The 15,154-nt window shown below is 42.8% G+C and carries 16 protein-coding genes; 1 reads left to right on the top strand and 15 read right to left on the bottom strand.

Annotated elements, in window-relative coordinates:
- Nucleotides 1–196 precede the first annotated feature (196 nt).
- The 5 genes from rsmA to metG all read right to left on the bottom strand — a co-directional run bounded on the left by rsmA (nucleotide 197) and on the right by metG (nucleotide 6,314).
- Entirely contained in the window at nucleotides 197–1,075 is an 879-nt protein-coding gene (gene rsmA / locus NFS43_RS18745) for a 16S rRNA (adenine(1518)-N(6)/adenine(1519)-N(6))-dimethyltransferase RsmA (RefSeq protein ID WP_251554304.1), read from the bottom strand.
- Nucleotides 1,068–1,628, bottom strand: a complete 561-nt coding sequence (gene rnmV, locus NFS43_RS18740) for a ribonuclease M5 (RefSeq protein ID WP_251554303.1) — start codon at nucleotides 1,626–1,628, stop codon at nucleotides 1,068–1,070. The genes rsmA and rnmV overlap by 8 nt, the downstream gene beginning before the upstream one ends.
- Nucleotides 1,629–1,919: 291 nt before the next feature.
- A complete protein-coding gene (locus NFS43_RS18735) occupies nucleotides 1,920–3,101 on the bottom strand; it encodes a G5 and 3D domain-containing protein (RefSeq protein ID WP_251554302.1) in 1,182 nt (393 codons plus the stop codon).
- A gap of 237 nt (nucleotides 3,102–3,338) precedes the next feature.
- On the bottom strand, nucleotides 3,339–4,106 hold the full coding sequence (locus NFS43_RS18730) for a TatD family hydrolase (protein ID WP_251554301.1): 768 nt from the start codon (nucleotides 4,104–4,106) through the stop codon (nucleotides 3,339–3,341).
- 249 nt (nucleotides 4,107–4,355) lie between these two features.
- Nucleotides 4,356–6,314 carry a methionine--tRNA ligase gene (metG, locus tag NFS43_RS18725; protein ID WP_251554300.1) on the bottom strand — a complete coding sequence of 653 codons (1,959 nt, stop codon included), beginning with the start codon at nucleotides 6,312–6,314 and terminating at the stop codon, nucleotides 4,356–4,358.
- Nucleotides 6,315–7,053: 739 nt separating this feature from the next.
- Between metG and NFS43_RS18720 the strand changes: the two genes are divergently transcribed.
- Nucleotides 7,054–7,335, top strand: coding sequence for an AbrB/MazE/SpoVT family DNA-binding domain-containing protein (locus NFS43_RS18720; RefSeq protein WP_251554299.1), 282 nt, complete (start codon nucleotides 7,054–7,056; stop codon nucleotides 7,333–7,335).
- A 45-nt stretch (nucleotides 7,336–7,380) separates the two neighbouring features.
- Here the strand turns inward: NFS43_RS18720 and rsmI are convergent, their stop codons facing one another.
- The 10 genes from rsmI to NFS43_RS18670 all read right to left on the bottom strand — a co-directional run bounded on the left by rsmI (nucleotide 7,381) and on the right by NFS43_RS18670 (nucleotide 14,504).
- On the bottom strand, nucleotides 7,381–8,253 hold the full coding sequence (gene rsmI / locus NFS43_RS18715; RefSeq protein ID WP_251554298.1) for a 16S rRNA (cytidine(1402)-2'-O)-methyltransferase: 873 nt from the start codon (nucleotides 8,251–8,253) through the stop codon (nucleotides 7,381–7,383).
- A complete protein-coding gene (locus tag NFS43_RS18710; RefSeq protein WP_251554297.1) occupies nucleotides 8,231–8,518 on the bottom strand; it encodes a GIY-YIG nuclease family protein in 288 nt (95 codons plus the stop codon). The genes rsmI and NFS43_RS18710 overlap by 23 nt, the downstream gene beginning before the upstream one ends.
- Nucleotides 8,508–9,248 (bottom strand): tRNA1(Val) (adenine(37)-N6)-methyltransferase, encoded by a 741-nt coding sequence (locus NFS43_RS18705; RefSeq protein ID WP_251554296.1) that lies wholly within the window; start codon nucleotides 9,246–9,248, stop codon nucleotides 8,508–8,510. Before NFS43_RS18705 ends, NFS43_RS18710 begins: the two co-directional genes overlap by 11 nt.
- A gap of 66 nt (nucleotides 9,249–9,314) precedes the next feature.
- Nucleotides 9,315–9,686 carry a DNA replication initiation control protein YabA gene (yabA, locus tag NFS43_RS18700; protein ID WP_251554342.1) on the bottom strand — a complete coding sequence of 124 codons (372 nt, stop codon included), beginning with the start codon at nucleotides 9,684–9,686 and terminating at the stop codon, nucleotides 9,315–9,317.
- A gap of 13 nt (nucleotides 9,687–9,699) precedes the next feature.
- Nucleotides 9,700–10,524 carry a PSP1 domain-containing protein gene (locus tag NFS43_RS18695; RefSeq protein WP_251554295.1) on the bottom strand — a complete coding sequence of 275 codons (825 nt, stop codon included), beginning with the start codon at nucleotides 10,522–10,524 and terminating at the stop codon, nucleotides 9,700–9,702.
- The gene (holB, locus tag NFS43_RS18690) at nucleotides 10,517–11,524 is read right to left on the bottom strand and encodes a DNA polymerase III subunit delta' (protein WP_251554294.1); all 1,008 of its coding nucleotides are present in this window, start codon (nucleotides 11,522–11,524) and stop codon (nucleotides 10,517–10,519) included. The genes NFS43_RS18695 and holB overlap by 8 nt, the downstream gene beginning before the upstream one ends.
- A 46-nt stretch (nucleotides 11,525–11,570) precedes the next feature.
- On the bottom strand, nucleotides 11,571–11,900 hold the full coding sequence (locus NFS43_RS18685) for a cyclic-di-AMP receptor (RefSeq protein ID WP_251554341.1): 330 nt from the start codon (nucleotides 11,898–11,900) through the stop codon (nucleotides 11,571–11,573).
- 175 nt (nucleotides 11,901–12,075) lie between these two features.
- On the bottom strand, nucleotides 12,076–12,708 hold the full coding sequence (gene tmk / locus NFS43_RS18680) for a dTMP kinase (protein WP_251554293.1): 633 nt from the start codon (nucleotides 12,706–12,708) through the stop codon (nucleotides 12,076–12,078).
- Between the two features lie 29 nt (nucleotides 12,709–12,737).
- The gene (locus NFS43_RS18675) at nucleotides 12,738–14,177 is read right to left on the bottom strand and encodes an aminotransferase class I/II-fold pyridoxal phosphate-dependent enzyme (protein WP_251554292.1); all 1,440 of its coding nucleotides are present in this window, start codon (nucleotides 14,175–14,177) and stop codon (nucleotides 12,738–12,740) included.
- Nucleotides 14,178–14,300: 123 nt separating this feature from the next.
- A complete protein-coding gene (locus tag NFS43_RS18670; RefSeq protein ID WP_251554291.1) occupies nucleotides 14,301–14,504 on the bottom strand; it encodes a sigma factor G inhibitor Gin in 204 nt (67 codons plus the stop codon).
- Between the last annotated feature and the right edge of the window lie 650 nt (nucleotides 14,505–15,154).

Here is a 15,154-nt window from a genome sequence, read left to right as displayed (position 1 = left end):
TAAGAAAAGCGGAAGCGCCCTGGGCAGCGCCGTATGCCATGGAGGGCTCCAACTGAGATAAAGGAAACACGATGAGCCGGAGGCGAATCGATGTTGACTTATCGGAGGGCGGAGACCGAGGGGCACTGGAGCTAGACAATTTTCCAAGTTTAAAACTTTTATACTTTATCTAATAAAAAATAGACCCATTATAGGTCTATTGGAAATAAGGATATAGCGCGTCACTTAACCGGGCAAATTCCTCCAGGGAAAGGGTTTCTCCTCTTCTGGAAGGCTCAATTTGACTGAGCGACAGGGCCGCGAGGATTTCCTCCTTCTTTTGTTTTCCGTCTGGAAGCTGGCTCGTTAAATTATTTAATAGGGTTTTTCTCCTTTGTGCGAAGCTTGCCTTTGTTACTTGGAAAAAAAAGCGCTCATCCTTCACACTGACGGCCGGCTTGTCCCGCTTGATCAGCCTGATGACGGCAGAGTCGACGTTCGGCTGCGGAACAAATACCGTTTTGGGCACAATCATGACCGTTTCTGCCTCGGTATAATATTGAATCGCAATGGAAAGCGACCCGTAATCCTTTGTCCCTGGCTTGGCTGAAATCCGGTCGGCCACTTCTTTTTGCAGCATACAAACAATGCCGCGTATCGGCAAATGGTCTTCCAGCAGCTTCATAATAATCGGCGTTGTCACATAATACGGCAAATTCGCCACGACCATGACCTCCGCAGTGCCGCTAAATTCTTCCTCCATGACAGACTGGACGTCCGCCTTCAGCACATCCTGGTGAATGATTTTTACATTCGGATAGGGAGACAGGGTATCGTTTAAAATCGGCAATAGCCGCTGGTCAATTTCGAAGGCCACAACCTTTTTTGCGGACCGGGCAAGCTGTTCAGTCAACGCCCCAATCCCTGGCCCAATTTCAATGGCTCCCGATTCTTCCGTCAAGTCCGCGAAGCTGACTATTTTTTTTAATATATTGGTATCAATTAAAAAGTTCTGGCCTAGGCTCTTTTTAAATGAGAACCCGTATTTTTCTAAAATCGCCCGTGTTCTCACAGGGGTTGCAATGTCTTTATCCATTCTGTTCCTCCTTGAGGACTATAGCCAGTGCTGCGGCAAATTCCTGTTTGCTGATTTGAAACATCATTAATCGTTTGTGCAGTTGTTTTCCATTGGTATAGCCTATTTTTAAAAGCTCCCCCATCTTGATTCTGCGCTCCTTGGCACCTGATCCGCCAATCAGCCCCGCTGTCACTAAATCTTCCTGCGTGATTTCCTCTGCCAAGCCTTCCTGCATGGTCTGAGCATCCTTCAAAGCTTCCCTGATATCCTCGGGACTGGCATGCTCCACCCCAATGCCTCGTTTTCTTTTAGCTAAGGCCTTTTCTTTGGTCAAAAAGGCATGCTTACATCCTGGCACACTTTGAGCAATGGTTTTTCGGATTTTTTCCCCCGGATAGTCCGGATCCGTAAAAATAATGACCCCTCTTGTCGCTTGAGCCCGTTTTATTTTTTCAATGGTTGCCTGATTGACGGCAGATCCGTTGGTTTCAATGGTATCGGCATCGACAGCCCGACGAATGGCCGTTGTATCATCCTTACCCTCCACCACAATAAACTCTTTTATCTTCATATTTCCTCCACCTAAAGAGTACCTTGCCTGATGCGGATAGTACTAGAAATTTAAAAATTAAAATGAAAATGAAAAAAACTGAAACATTTCTGTAATGTCCATCGTCTATATTATTAAAATTCCTCATATAGTAAAGTATAAACAAAGTGAGGAACTTTCATTTCGTTGTTTAGTATAAATGAAAACTCGCCGATTAGCGAGTCCCTTAGGGCGAAGTTGGATTTATGCCCAAAATGAAAACCAACAAAAAAAAAACAAAATGCAGAGGCGGTCCTCTGCATCAAACGTCAATTACTGCAGTATAGTAATTTTTACATTTCTTCGTCCCCAGCGATAGGCTTCAGCATTTGACGGCACAAAAACATCAATCTTATACCCTTTGATTGCTCCTCCTGTATCAGCAGCCACTGCATAGCCATAGCCCTCGACAAAGACTTTGCTTCCGAGCGGGATGACACTAGGGTCAACAGCGATCACTTTCATATTCGGATTGGCCCTCAGGTTGAGTCCAGTTGCTGTTCTTCCAGAACATCCATTGCAATTGGCGGTATAGGCCGTCGCTGATACGTAAAGCTCCGTGCCTGTTGGCGCTGTCCCGCGGGAAACCTGTGAGGCTAAATCCTTTGTTCCCACAGCCACAACTCGGTCTTGTTTTGCCGCAACCATTTGCTCACTCATTAATTTTCTCTCTACCTCTTGACCGTTTTCTAATGTAACCTCATATTGTCTCGATATACGCCCTGTTTTACCTGGAGTTACCGTCTTTTGTGTTCCTTTTTCCAGGCTTTCATCCTTTTTGGTAATAACAGCGAATTCCACGGGTTCTTCCACTACATCGGTGACTTTTTCTACGCGAATGACGTTTACAACACCATTCTTGGTGATGGATTCAGTTAATGGCGGTTCAACTCGGTCTAATTGATTTAGTTTAATGCCCTGTTGTGTTAAAAAGTCAGCGACCGTAGTCGAAGGGGACCAGACTTCTTGCTCTTTTCCGCCGTCAATCAAAGTAAGGTGATAAGCCTTTTTCACATTTATGGCCATTTTAGGTTGAAGGGCCGTTTGCGGTTTTGGTGAGACTTTATCGTGGTCACTTAGTGTGATCTTCTGCTCTTTTAATGCTTCAGCCACCGTTCCGGCTGTTGTCCAGATCGTTTTTTTCTCGTTGTCCTTGACAATGGTAACCTGCTTTGCCTGCATCCATACGACTTGAAGATCGTCCTTCACCTTCGAAGCGGCTTTTGGATACACGTAGTCTTTTGATTGGAGAGATACGTCCAGTTCTTCTTCCAACAACTCCTTTATCGTATCTGCATGTGTTTTTATAACCATTTCCTCGTCATTCAAAGTAACGGCTACCGTCTTCTTTGAGTCCTCATAAAATAAAATCCCCAGAGTAGTCAGCATTACTATGAAACTAGCAAAAACAATGGTTAAGCTCCTTCCATTTAAAGACTGAAGCAGGTTTTTCATGTGTTTGAATACGATGAAAAACGCCTCCTTTTCTTGGAGAGATTTAGAAAAACCATGCTGTCGGCTGCCAGCCTTTGCCTATCCTGCGAATGTATTACTAATTATGCATAATACTGGAATCATTGCAAAGGAAAACTTCTCGACATGGTCATCCTATGAAGAAAAGGAGACATGTAGAACTTTTTGTTTTTAGAAAAAATTAGGACAAGCTTCCTATCCTTTCGACAAAATCCTGTATCAGATTATGCCGAAAAATTTTTTAGCATTTTGTGTCGTAGCCTCGGCTACCTCCTCATAGGTCAGCCCCTTTATTTCGGCAATTTGTTCAGCCACCAGCTTCACATAAGCCGGTTCATTTCGTTTTCCGCGGTAAGGATGGGGGGCCAAGTAAGGGCAGTCTGTTTCAATCAATAGTTTGTCCAAAGGGACGTCTGCTGCCACTTCTTTTGGTTTTTTTGCATTTTTAAAGGTAACTGGGCCGCCAAGAGAAATATAGAAGTTCATATCAATGCATTCCTTCGCTGTTTCGGGGCTGCCGCTGAAGCAATGCATAATCCCTCCCACTTCCTCTGCGCCTTCCTGCTTTAAAATTTCCACTACATCTGCGGTTGCTTCACGGTTATGAATCACAATGGGGAGCTTCACTTTTTTGGCCAGCCTGATTTGCTTGCGAAACACTTCTTTTTGGATGTCCTTCGGTGACTTATCCCAATGGTAATCCAGCCCCATCTCGCCAAGAGCCACTACTTTGGGATGGGCAGCCAATCGCTCAATCCATCGCAAATCCTCATCGGTCATGTCAATTGCATCCACCGGGTGCCAGCCGACGCAGGCATAGATAAACTCATACTGTTCCGCCAGCTCCATTGCTCTCTTAATCGTAGGCTGGTCAAACCCTACTACCACCACATTGGAAACCCCCTGCTCCTGCATCCTTTCTATCACTTCTTGCAAATCTTCCTTGTATTGTTCGTCATTTAAATGGGCATGGGTATCAAATAGCATACAAAAAGTCCCCTTTTTTAGTATTTATTCCGAAATTGTTACAGTAGCATGACCAATATTATGACACGCTTCGATTGTTTACCATTTCATTAAAAAATGATTACATACTTTTCAACAAAAACCTTAATCCTAGCTTCTAAAACAAAAAAATAATCGAAAAATGTTACACGTGAAACATTTTCCAAGAAATTTGCTGAAACGTAATAGAGAAAAGCTCCAGCACCATTGGAGGCGTTGGAGCTAGTTTAATTATTTTACTTTAGAGCCATTTGGCAGTGATTGATCGACGGTTGCGACAGATAGTTTGCCATCCTTCGAACCGGCAAGAATCATTCCTTGGGACAGTTCACCGCGAAGCTTCACTGGTTTTAGATTGGTAATACAAATCACTTTACGTCCAACCAGCTCTTCAGGCTTGTAATATTGGGCGATGCCTGAAACAACTTGACGCTTCTCAAAGCCTAAATCAAGCTGAAGTTTGAGGAGTTTATCCGCCTTTTTAACAGGCTCTGCCTCGATGACCTCTGCGACACGCAAATCAATTTTCATAAACTCATCAATTGCAATCTCTGGAAGTTCTTCAGGCTTTTCCTCCTGCTTCACCTCTTGTTTTTCTGCTGCAGGAGCGCCGCCCTGCATTTTGGCTTTAATGTATTCCACTTCGTCATTCACCTCAAGTCTTGGGAATAACGGAGCATCTTTTTCCACTTTTGTTCCGCTTGGAATGAAACCGAAGCCTGCTAAGCTTTCCCATGATTTCAGCTTTTGATCGGCAATCCCCAGTTGTTTAAAAATTCCTTCAGGCGTCTTTGTTAAAAACGGCTGCAAGAGGATGGCAATTCTGCGCAAGCTTTCGGCCAAGTGAACCATGACACTTGCCAATTGCCCGCTTTTTTCCTCATCCTTCGCTAATGTCCATGGCTGGGTCTCATCAATGTATTTGTTCGTGCGGCTGACGAGCTGCCATACATTGGTTAATGCAACCGAGAACTCCATTTTTTCCATCGCTTCTTCATATTGTTCCACGGTATCTTGATTGACTTGAAGCAATGCTTGGTCAAATTCCCCATTGGAATCCGTGTAGTCAGGAATCATCCCATTAAAATATCTCTCTATCATGGCTACTGTACGGTTTAACAGATTGCCAAGGTCGTTCGCTAAGTCAAAGTTGATTCTTTCAACAAAGCCTTCTGGAGTAAACACTCCATCCGCTCCAAACGGCACTTCTCTTAATAAATAGTAGCGGAGCGCATCCAGTCCGTACCGGTCAATCAATGTCACCGGGTCTACTACATTCCCTTTTGACTTGGACATTTTGCCGTCCTTCATCAACAGCCAGCCATGGGCAAAGACTTTCTTTGGCAGCGGAAGGTCAAGAGCCATTAACATAATTGGCCAATAAATGGTATGGAACCGGACAATTTCCTTTCCGACAAGGTGGACATCAGCCGGCCAGTACTTTTGGTATTTCGAATCATCTTCCGTCCCGTAGCCCAGGGCAGTAATATAGTTAGATAATGCATCAATCCACACATATATCACGTGTTTTGGATCACCCGGCACCTTAATTCCCCAGTCAAAGGTTGTCCGGGAAACGGCCAAGTCCTCCAATCCCGGCTTAATGAAATTATTGATCATTTCATTTTTGCGGGATTCCGGCTGAATAAACTCAGGATTTTCTTCATAATAAGCCAACAGGCGGTCCACATACTTGCTCATTTTGAAAAAGTAAGATTCCTCTTTCACTTTTTCCACTGGCCGTCCGCAATCTGGGCAATTTCCTTCTACTAATTGACGGTCAGTATAGAAGGATTCACATGGTGTACAATACCAGCCCTCATATTGGTCAAGATAGATATCCCCCTGCTCCAGCAGACGGGCAAAAATCTTTTCAACCACCTGTTTATGACGGTCTTGGGTGGTCCTGATAAAATCGTCGTAAGAGATATCAAGCTTTTTCCAAAGCTCTTTAATATCTTCCACCATTCCGTCAACATAGGCCTGGGGCGTAATTCCCTTTTCTTCAGCCTTCCGCTGGATCTTTTGTCCATGCTCATCTGTTCCTGTTAAGTACATCACATCATAGCCGCGCATCCGCTTATAACGTGCCATGGCATCGCCGGCAACCGTAGTATAGGCATGGCCAATATGTAAATTTCCACTAGGATAATAAATCGGAGTGGTCAAATAAAACGTTTTTCTCTCCATAATATCCCTCCTCAAGGATAGCAATCCATCTATTATTATTGCCTGTTTTTTTCCCTTCTATATCATCAAAAATATACCGAAAAACAACTAAATGTGCAACAAAACTAGAAAAGCGGAAGTGCCCTGGTCAGCGCCGTATGGCCTGGAGGGCTCCAACTGAGATAAAGGAAACACGATGAGCCGAAGGCGAATCGATGTTGACTTATCGCAGGGCGGAGACCGAAGGACACTAGGCGCTAGGGCACTGGAGCTAGACATTACTGGAAAGAAAAGCGGAAGTGCCCTGGTCAGCGCCGTATGGCCTCCTCCAAAAAGCTTACACTTTTTGTTCGTGCGATGCCAATGCTGCCGAAGCCTTCCTTGTAGAGGGCTCCAACTGAGATAAAGGAAACTCAAAGATTAAATTTTTTAGGAAAACAGTCATAAAAATAGTGATTCATTCGAACTATTTTTCGTGCGAGTTTTATAGTTTTGTTGGATTTTGTCGAAAAATATTACTTTCTATTATTTCTCTATTGGCATAACAATAATATTATAAACCTAATATTTGTAAATAGATAGAAATCAAACCTTGAAAAATCAACAAATTGGACACAAATTAATTTTTTCCCTAATATTTCAAAATAAAATAATTGACGAATATGGGAATGGCTGGTATTATAATCATATAAAATTTGTCGAATAATGGCGAATATAGATATTAGAAAAACATGGTTTAATAGTGAGAGGAGCTAATAAAATGAAATCTACTGGTATTGTCCGTAAAGTTGATGAATTAGGCCGCGTGGTGATTCCTATCGAATTAAGACGTACACTTGGAATTGCTGAAAAGGATGCACTTGAAATTTATGTTGACGATGATCGCATCATCTTAAAAAAATATAAGCCAAACATGACTTGCGCTATCACTGGCGAAGTATCTGATGATAACTTGACTCTTGCTGGCGGCAAATTAATTTTAAGCCGTGAAGGTGCAGAAATTCTATTAAAAGAAATCCAAAGCCAGTTCGTTGCAAAGTAAGATCCTTAAAGAAAGGCTCCAGTTAACTGGAGCCTTTTTATCATCCTAATCCACATGATATGTCTGATACACATCTCGTTTGTTCAAGCCCCGGTCTTTTGCCGTCTGCTTGATTGCATCCTTAGAGGACAGATTTTTTACAGAGATATAGTGGTTTACATGTTCCTCAATGGTCAGATTGTCCCACCAGGCTATTTCCTGCTCAACCTGCTCTTTGGAACCCTCGATTATTAGAACAAATTCCCCGCGGATTTCACCTTGGTCCGCCCATTCTAGAACTTCCTCAAGACTTCCTCTAATAAACTCTTCAAATCGCTTCGTCAGCTCTCGACAAACCACGATTTGTCTTGGTCCCAGCATCTCCAGCATCTGTGTCAGAGTTTCCTTTAGCCGGTGCGGTGATTCATAAAAAATCAACGTGGCTTCCTGTCGTTTTAAAGCTTCTAATTCGTGCCGTTTTTCCTTCCTGCTGCGGTTGAGAAATCCATAAAAGTAAAACGGCTGACAGGCGAGCCCTGATGCGATTAAAGCCGTAAGAGCCGCATTTGCACCAGGCAGCGGCACAACCGTCAAACCCTCATCAACCGCCTGAACGACAAGCTCATAGCCCGGATCTGAAATAGCGGGCATACCGGCATCACTCACCAATGCGATATGCTCCCCTTCCTTTAATTTTTCGATAAGTTTCACACCGCTGGACTCTTTATTATGCTCATGATAGCTGACTACTGGCGTATCAATTTCAAAGTAATTCAGCAGTTTCCTTGTGTTTCTCGTATCCTCTGCCGCTATTAAGGCTGCCTGCTTCAATATGTTGATAGCCCGAAACGTCATATCCTCCAAATTGCCGATTGGGGTGGGAACGAGATATAAAATTCCTTTCCCCTCTTCTTGATCAAAGCTTTTCTGCTGCTGCATCATTATCACCCGATTCCTTCTCTAAAAACTCCAGCTTTTTCTTGCGGGTCAGCCTCTTAAACTGATACTCCGCTTTCATAGCCTCAGTTTTTTGTTCATAACGCTGGTAAAACGTTAACGTGACCGGTCCGCGCCCTCTTGTGTATTTGGCGCCTTTGCCTTCATTATGCAGCCGGATGCGGCGCTCTAAATTATTCGTATATCCGCCGTATAAGCTGCCGTCTTTACAAGTAAGCACATAAAAAAAGTGTTCTTCATTCTCCATATAAAATCTCTCGTATCTCTTTTGTATATTCATCATTGTCCTCATAGACAACAAGCGGCGGGAGAATTTTTAAGTCTGGACTTCCATCCTTAATCGCTTCCACTAATAAAGCATTCGCTTCCTTGCCCTTTTTCGGGTACACAAATTGGACCCGCTTGGGCTCAAGCCGATACTTCCGCATCAAGGTAATGATATCCAGCAATCTCCCTGGCCGGTGGACAAATGCTACCTTCCCGCCCTGTTTGGCCAGATCGCTGGATGCCTTTATCGCATCTTCCAGTGTGCAAAGAATTTCATGACGCGCAATAGCCAAATGTTCGTTTGGATTTTTTGTCCCTTCTGGCGGTGTCGTAAAATAAGGCGGGTTACACGTGACCACATCGAATTTTCCATAGCCTAACTGCTTGGGCATCTCCTTAATATCCCCGTGAACCATCTTTAAGCGATCCTGCAGGCTATTGTATTCAATGCTTCTAACTGCCATATCAAACAATCGCTCCTGTATTTCTACCCCGACAATTGTCCCTTTTGTCCTGGCACTTAAAAATAAGGGGATCACGCCATTTCCGCTGCATAGGTCAATGAGATTCCCTCTTTGGATGGGCACATAAACAAACTTAGCCAGCAGAACAGCATCAAGGGAAAAGGCAAACACCGACGGGCTCTGGATAATGCGCAAATTTTCCGCCAGCAAATAATCAAGGCGTTCATCTTCCTTTAACTGTACCACTTTCAATCAAATCCTTTTGGAGTATGTATGAAAATAGAGGCTGATTTACTTCAGCCTCTCCTAAGATTACTTCTTATTGAGAAAGGAAAGGCAGAACAAACAGTCGCCTTCCTTACGTAAACTGCCAAAATGGAGGTTGCATATATGAAACCCCTCCTGGTAAAGCCGGGCAAGATTATCATAGCCCTCGCCTACATCAAAAGGCTTGGCACTAGGATTCTGGCTCTCCGCTTCCCGCTTTTTTAAATAAGCTTCCTTTATCTTTAAATCCTGAGTGACATTTAAACGGCGCCTTAAATGTTCATTCTCAAGCTTTAGCGCATGGTTCTCTTCTAGTATTTCGGCTAAATGCTCCTTTAATTCCCCCAGCTGCTGGTAAAGATGGCCAATTTGTGTTTCCATATTACTTACTGATTCAAATATTTCTTTTTTATCCACTTCTTCCACCTCATTAATCTGTGGATTGTATTGAAAAGGCACCTTCTTTAATTTCATCCAATGTATACTCCAGGACTCTTTCCTGGTCCAACAGCTCCACCTGGAGCACACGTTCGAGTATATTTAATCCTACCACTTTTCCGACGCCATGGGGCGTTCCAATTCTCTCACCCAAGTCCGGAAGCTGTTCCTTTGCTGTTTCATATTCATCATTTTCATATTTTAAACAGCACATCAGCCTGCCGCACAAGCCAGAAATTTTGGTTGGATTCAATGATAAGTTTTGGTCCTTTGCCATCTTAATGGATACTGGGTCAAAGTCTCCTAAAAAAGTGGAGCAGCATAGCATCCTTCCACAGGGTCCAATTCCGCCAAGCATTTTTGCCTCATCACGGACCCCGATTTGTCGCAATTCAATTCGGGTGCGGAAAATCGCTGCCAGGTCCTTTACAAGTTCACGGAAGTCAACTCTTCCATCAGCAGTAAAGTAAAAAATGATTTTATTGCGGTCAAATGTATATTCAACATCTACCAGTTTCATATCCAGTTGATGCTCAATGACTTTTTCATTGCATACGTCATAAGCTTCCTTAGCGGCGTGCTTATTTTCCTCTACAATCATGCGATCCTTATGATCTGCAATTCTTACTACCTTTTTCAATGGCAGTACAACATCATGCTCCTCAACCTGTTTGCGGGCGATGACGGCCCTGCCATACTCGACTCCGCGGACTGTTTCCACTATCACGAAATCATCTTTCTGAATTGGCAGGTCTCCAGGATCGAAATAATAAATTTTTCCCGCTTTTTTAAAGCGTACTCCTACAACATCATACAAAAGAAGATCCCTCCTGCAATTTTAACACAAGCTGTTCCATCATCAGCTGAGGATTCATGTTCGCTGAAAGCTTCTTCTTGGCGTCAAGAATAGCGGACATCTGATTTGATAAGCGGCGCCCTGATGTCTGCAAGGCAAATTGCTGCAACCGACTGATTTCTCCTCTGAACACAATTTGCTCCTGCTTATCTAATTGTATATATAGTAAATCCTTAAAGAAAAGAAGTAATAAGTCTAAACCTCGTTGAAGCTGTTCTTTTTCTTTGAAGTGGGGAAACCAGTCATTTTGCAGTGAAACAAGCGCTTCTAAATGACCTTTTTTCAACACCTCAAATAATTTTACCACTATTTTTTGGGCTTGTGCAAACCATTCATCGACATTTAACTCAAGCGCCTCATCCAAGCTGTTCGTCAATTGGGCCAAGAGCGGTGCTTTTTCTGGGTTCACACCGTTTCCTTCGAGCTGTTTTATTAACACTTGCGGCGATAGCGGCTGAAAGGTCAATACCTGGCATCTTGACAGGATGGTCGGCAAAATTTGCTGCGGCTGTTCTGTCAAAAGGAACGCTGTCGTTCCCGGCCCTGGCTCTTCTAAAAACTTTAGCAAACTATTAGAAGCACTGACGCTCATTTTATCGGCGTGAACAAGCAGATAAACCTTTTTCAAGGATTCTACCCCTTTTTTGGAAAACTCTGCTTGCAGCTCGCGAATTTGATCGACTTTAATCGAGAGTCCATCCGGTTCAACCAGATGGACATCAGGATGATTTCCATTGTTAATTCGGCGGCATTGATAACAGGTTTCACATGGTTTGTAGCCATCTATTAAAGATTCACAAAATAAGGCCTTTGTAAATAGAAAACCGATGTCCTTTTTTCCTGTCCCTCTCATGCCCTCAAACAGATAGGCATGGGCCACTCGATTTTTGACCAGGCTGTTTTTCATCATCCTTAATACGGCTGGCTGCAGCTCATCCAGTTGATCCCATGTTTTTACCAAGCTAAATCACACTCACTATTCTTTAGTGCCGTCCGCACGACAGAAATTAAAAATGCTGAAACTGTTCAATAGGCAGTACAAATACAGTAGCTCCGCCCACTTCCACTTCTACAGGATACGGAACATAGGAGTCGGCATTGCCGCCCATTGGTGAGATTGGCGAAACCAGCTGTTCCCTGGCACTGCAATTATCTTTTATAATCTTAAGAGCACGGTCAACACGGATGTCCTCTGTACCAATCATAAAAGTGGTATTTCCTGATTTTAAAAACCCGCCTGTTGTGGCCAGTTTGGTAGCCCTAAAATTATTTTCTACCAATGCCTTGGATAAACGATTGCTGTCCTGGTCTTGAACAACTGCGATAATTAGTTTCATCATATCCACCTCTCCTCTATTTTTTCTAAATCTAGTATCCCTTAACTATATTATAACAGGTTCCTCTCTGTCATTCATTCGCAATAATAGGAAGACTGGCAATATTTATATCAGGTTTTTTTGGCAAAAAAAAAGCATGAGCATTAATTGCTGACTCATGCACGAAAAAAACTTATCATCTTTGCTTTTTTTCCGAAACTTTCCTATCAACAAGCTTTAATGCTTCGACGAATACTTCATCCATTGTTTTGGAGGCGTCAATCCGCTTGATTCGTTCTGGGAAGCGGTCCAGCAGCAGCAAGTAACCCTCCCTGACCTTTTGGTGGAAGCTGAGGTTTTCTAAATCTAATCGATTGACTTCCCTTCCTTTGTTTTTATTAATCCGCATCAATCCTATTTCAGGCTCAATATCAAAATAGATGGTTAAGTCAGGCATCATCTGTTCAATGGCAAACTGATTGATCGAAAATACCTCATTAAGCCCAAGACCGCGCGCATATCCTTGATAGGCTAATGAGCTATCCACAAAACGGTCGCACAAGACCAGCTGCCCCGCCTCCAGGGCTGGTTTGACCTTCTCCACTAAATGCTGCCTTCTTGCCGCTGCATAAAGGAGCGCCTCGGTTCTTGGATCCATTTTGATATTTTCCTTGGCTAAAATGACTTGGCGGATTTGTTCCGCTATATCAATGCCGCCTGGTTCTCTTGTGACAAGGGCATTGGGAAATTGGGCCGCCACCATGCTGAGAATCGTGGATTTCCCGGCTCCATCGGGTCCCTCAAATGTAATGAATGTTCCGTTGTTCATTTCGTAAAAACCTCCATATTGCTCCATTCTTACGCTGTTGTAAATACCTTAATCTTCCCTTCGCTTAGCTGGATGCCGCCCTGAAATCTGGCACCAGATTCTACTAAGCGCTGAAAGTGTTCGAGCTTATCCTTGGTTATAGTTTCTCCCTTTAAAAATAATGGAATCCCTGGCGGATAGGGGATGACCGTCTCCGCGCTGATCTGTCCACCCGCCTGATGGATCGGGATTTCCAACTCCTGAAAGTTGGGCATATCTTTGTAGCCGATAGCCAGTTCTGCTATTTTTTCTTTTGGGGACCAAGATTTATCCATGATTTCTTGCACCGGAAGGCCGGCTAATGCTGTCTTGATGTTTCCCGCTGCTTCATCAAAAGGATATTCTTGTCCAGATTTTAATAATGGCAAAACCAATAAAACATTATAGGGATCGGCCAATTCTGTAAAAATCGCTGCCTGTTCCAATTTGCTTTGCAGTTCGAAGCCAGATATTCCACACCGGGATTGAATGGTTACTTTTAAGTGGTCCCCCTGCTGATCCGGATAATCCAGCACTTTAATTTGCGGAATTTCGGCCAATTGTTCTTTAAAGTGGTTGATTTTTGTCTGTAAATAAACTAAATCCTTTGCATTATAGGAAGCCAGGTAGCTTCTGGCTAAATCGAGTGATGCCATAATTGCATAAGAAGGGCTGCTTGATTGGAATATATGTAAATAATCTTCTAGCCTATTCCTGTCCACCCGTTCGCTATGAACATGCAAAAAGGATCCCATAGTCATGGCTGGGAGTGTTTTATGCGCAGATTGTACTGTCACATCTGCTCCTAATTGACTGACTGATATAGGGAAAGGTTCTCCGCTGATAAAATGTGCTCCATGTGCTTCATCCACTAATACGGGGATCTGATAGCGATGAGCATGGTTAATTATTTCTTCTAGGCAATATGCCATTCCGTAATAATTGGGATAGGTCACAACAAGTGCCTTTGCATTAGGATATTGGTGAATGGCTTCTTTTACCGTTTCCGGACTGACGCCAGTGGCAACTTTCCATTGTGGGTCAAATTCTGGCTCTAAAAAAACCGGCCGTACTTTTGCTAATCGCAAGGCGTTTAAAATCGATTTATGACAATTTCTTTGGACAAGAACGGTATCATCCTCATTGGCGGCAGCCATCACCATGGCGAGGTTGCCAACGGTTGATCCATTCACAAGAAAATAGCTTTTTTGCGCATGGAATAGCTCTGCCAGCAATGTCTCTGCCTCTAATATTGCCCCTTCAGGCGAATGCAAGTCATCGAGCCCCGACAATTCCGTAGCATCCAGTTGCAGCAGCTCCTGAAAGAATACCTTGGCATTTTCGGGAAAAATTTGCCCATTTTTATGTCCGGGGACATGAAAAGATATCGGACCTTTGTCCCGATATTTCATTAATGCATCAAACAAAGGGGCCTTCGTTTGTTTATCCATATTCATTACTCCCTACTAAGAGTCTCATTTATTGTAAATGAAATATGGAGGAATAGCGAGTATTTTAGGGACAGGGCTTTTCGGAGGATGGCAAAAAAATAAAGCCCTATTTGAGGACTTGTTTCAGGAAAATATTTCTGGCGTATTGATTTTTTTTAGTTTTTGGAGAAAGTATTTATATTTTGGATCGCTTGTATTGGTTTGAATTAAATCTTTTTCACAGTCGGTACAGATAAATGAAGTGTATAGATGTATGCCTTTTGGTTTTTGTATCTCACAAATAACGCAGGTTTCTTCAAAGTGACGTTGTGCTAAAAATGAATTCAAATCCTTCCACCTCCATACACCTATTCTTCCCGGTATTCCTAATTTGTATACAATTTTGAATTTTCATTTTAATACTATTTATCATATGTTGCAGGATCGATTTGGGTGTATGTCTATAGGCGATTTCTTTTGTTCCATTATCGTCATATGAAGGATGCTTTTATCTTATTTACTGTAAAACGGGCCATCATCTTTGCCATGAGTGTCCTTTTTTATTGGTTCTTCTAATAAATGGGCTTTCATCTCCATCGCCAATAAACAAAAATTAGCCATTCAAAAGACAACTCCAAATTGGTCATTATTCTTTCCGATTGAAGACAATTGTCTCTTGAATTTTTGTTATATTGTCTTCAATAAGCCGGCTTAAAGACATTTCTCTTCATGAAAACCATCAGACTGTCTTCAATACCCCTGCTTGCGGACAGCTTCCTCCTGGATCATCTTCATATTGTCTTCAATAAACAACCTTAAAGACATTTCTCTTCATGAAAACCATCAATCTGTCTTTAATAACTCTTTATACAAACTAAAAGAAAATTTGCCTTTTTAATTCCGCCTTTTCTGGATGCACAAAAAAAGACAACCATCTAAGGTTGCCTTTTCATTTGCCTGGCAGCGTCCTACTCTCACAGGGGCTTTCGCCCCAACTA

The sequence above is a fragment of the Neobacillus muris genome, from assembly GCF_943193175.1.
Lineage (GTDB): Bacteria > Bacillota > Bacilli > Bacillales > Cytobacillaceae > Neobacillus > Neobacillus muris.
The sequence above is the reverse complement of the archived record's forward strand: the minus strand, read 5'-3'. Positions and strand labels throughout refer to the sequence as shown.

What these genes read in the sequence shown, in the direction of transcription:
- NFS43_RS18720 (WP_251554299.1), top strand. Translation starts at nt 7,054, where the DNA reads ATGAAATCTACTGGTATTGTCCGTAAAGTTGATGAATTAGGCCGCGTG.
- rsmI (WP_251554298.1), bottom strand. Translation starts at nt 8,253, where the DNA reads ATGCAGCAGCAGAAAAGCTTTGATCAAGAAGAGGGGAAAGGAATTTTA.
- NFS43_RS18710 (WP_251554297.1), bottom strand. Translation starts at nt 8,518, where the DNA reads ATGGAGAATGAAGAACACTTTTTTTATGTGCTTACTTGTAAAGACGGC.
- NFS43_RS18675 (WP_251554292.1), bottom strand. Translation starts at nt 14,177, where the DNA reads ATGGATAAACAAACGAAGGCCCCTTTGTTTGATGCATTAATGAAATAT.
- rsmA (WP_251554304.1), bottom strand. Translation starts at nt 1,075, where the DNA reads ATGGATAAAGACATTGCAACCCCTGTGAGAACACGGGCGATTTTAGAA.
- NFS43_RS18685 (WP_251554341.1), bottom strand. Translation starts at nt 11,900, where the DNA reads ATGAAACTAATTATCGCAGTTGTTCAAGACCAGGACAGCAATCGTTTA.
- NFS43_RS18730 (WP_251554301.1), bottom strand. Translation starts at nt 4,106, where the DNA reads ATGCTATTTGATACCCATGCCCATTTAAATGACGAACAATACAAGGAA.
- metG (WP_251554300.1), bottom strand. Translation starts at nt 6,314, where the DNA reads ATGGAGAGAAAAACGTTTTATTTGACCACTCCGATTTATTATCCTAGT.
- tmk (WP_251554293.1), bottom strand. Translation starts at nt 12,708, where the DNA reads ATGAACAACGGAACATTCATTACATTTGAGGGACCCGATGGAGCCGGG.
- rnmV (WP_251554303.1), bottom strand. Translation starts at nt 1,628, where the DNA reads ATGAAGATAAAAGAGTTTATTGTGGTGGAGGGTAAGGATGATACAACG.
- NFS43_RS18735 (WP_251554302.1), bottom strand. Translation starts at nt 3,101, where the DNA reads ATGAAAAACCTGCTTCAGTCTTTAAATGGAAGGAGCTTAACCATTGTT.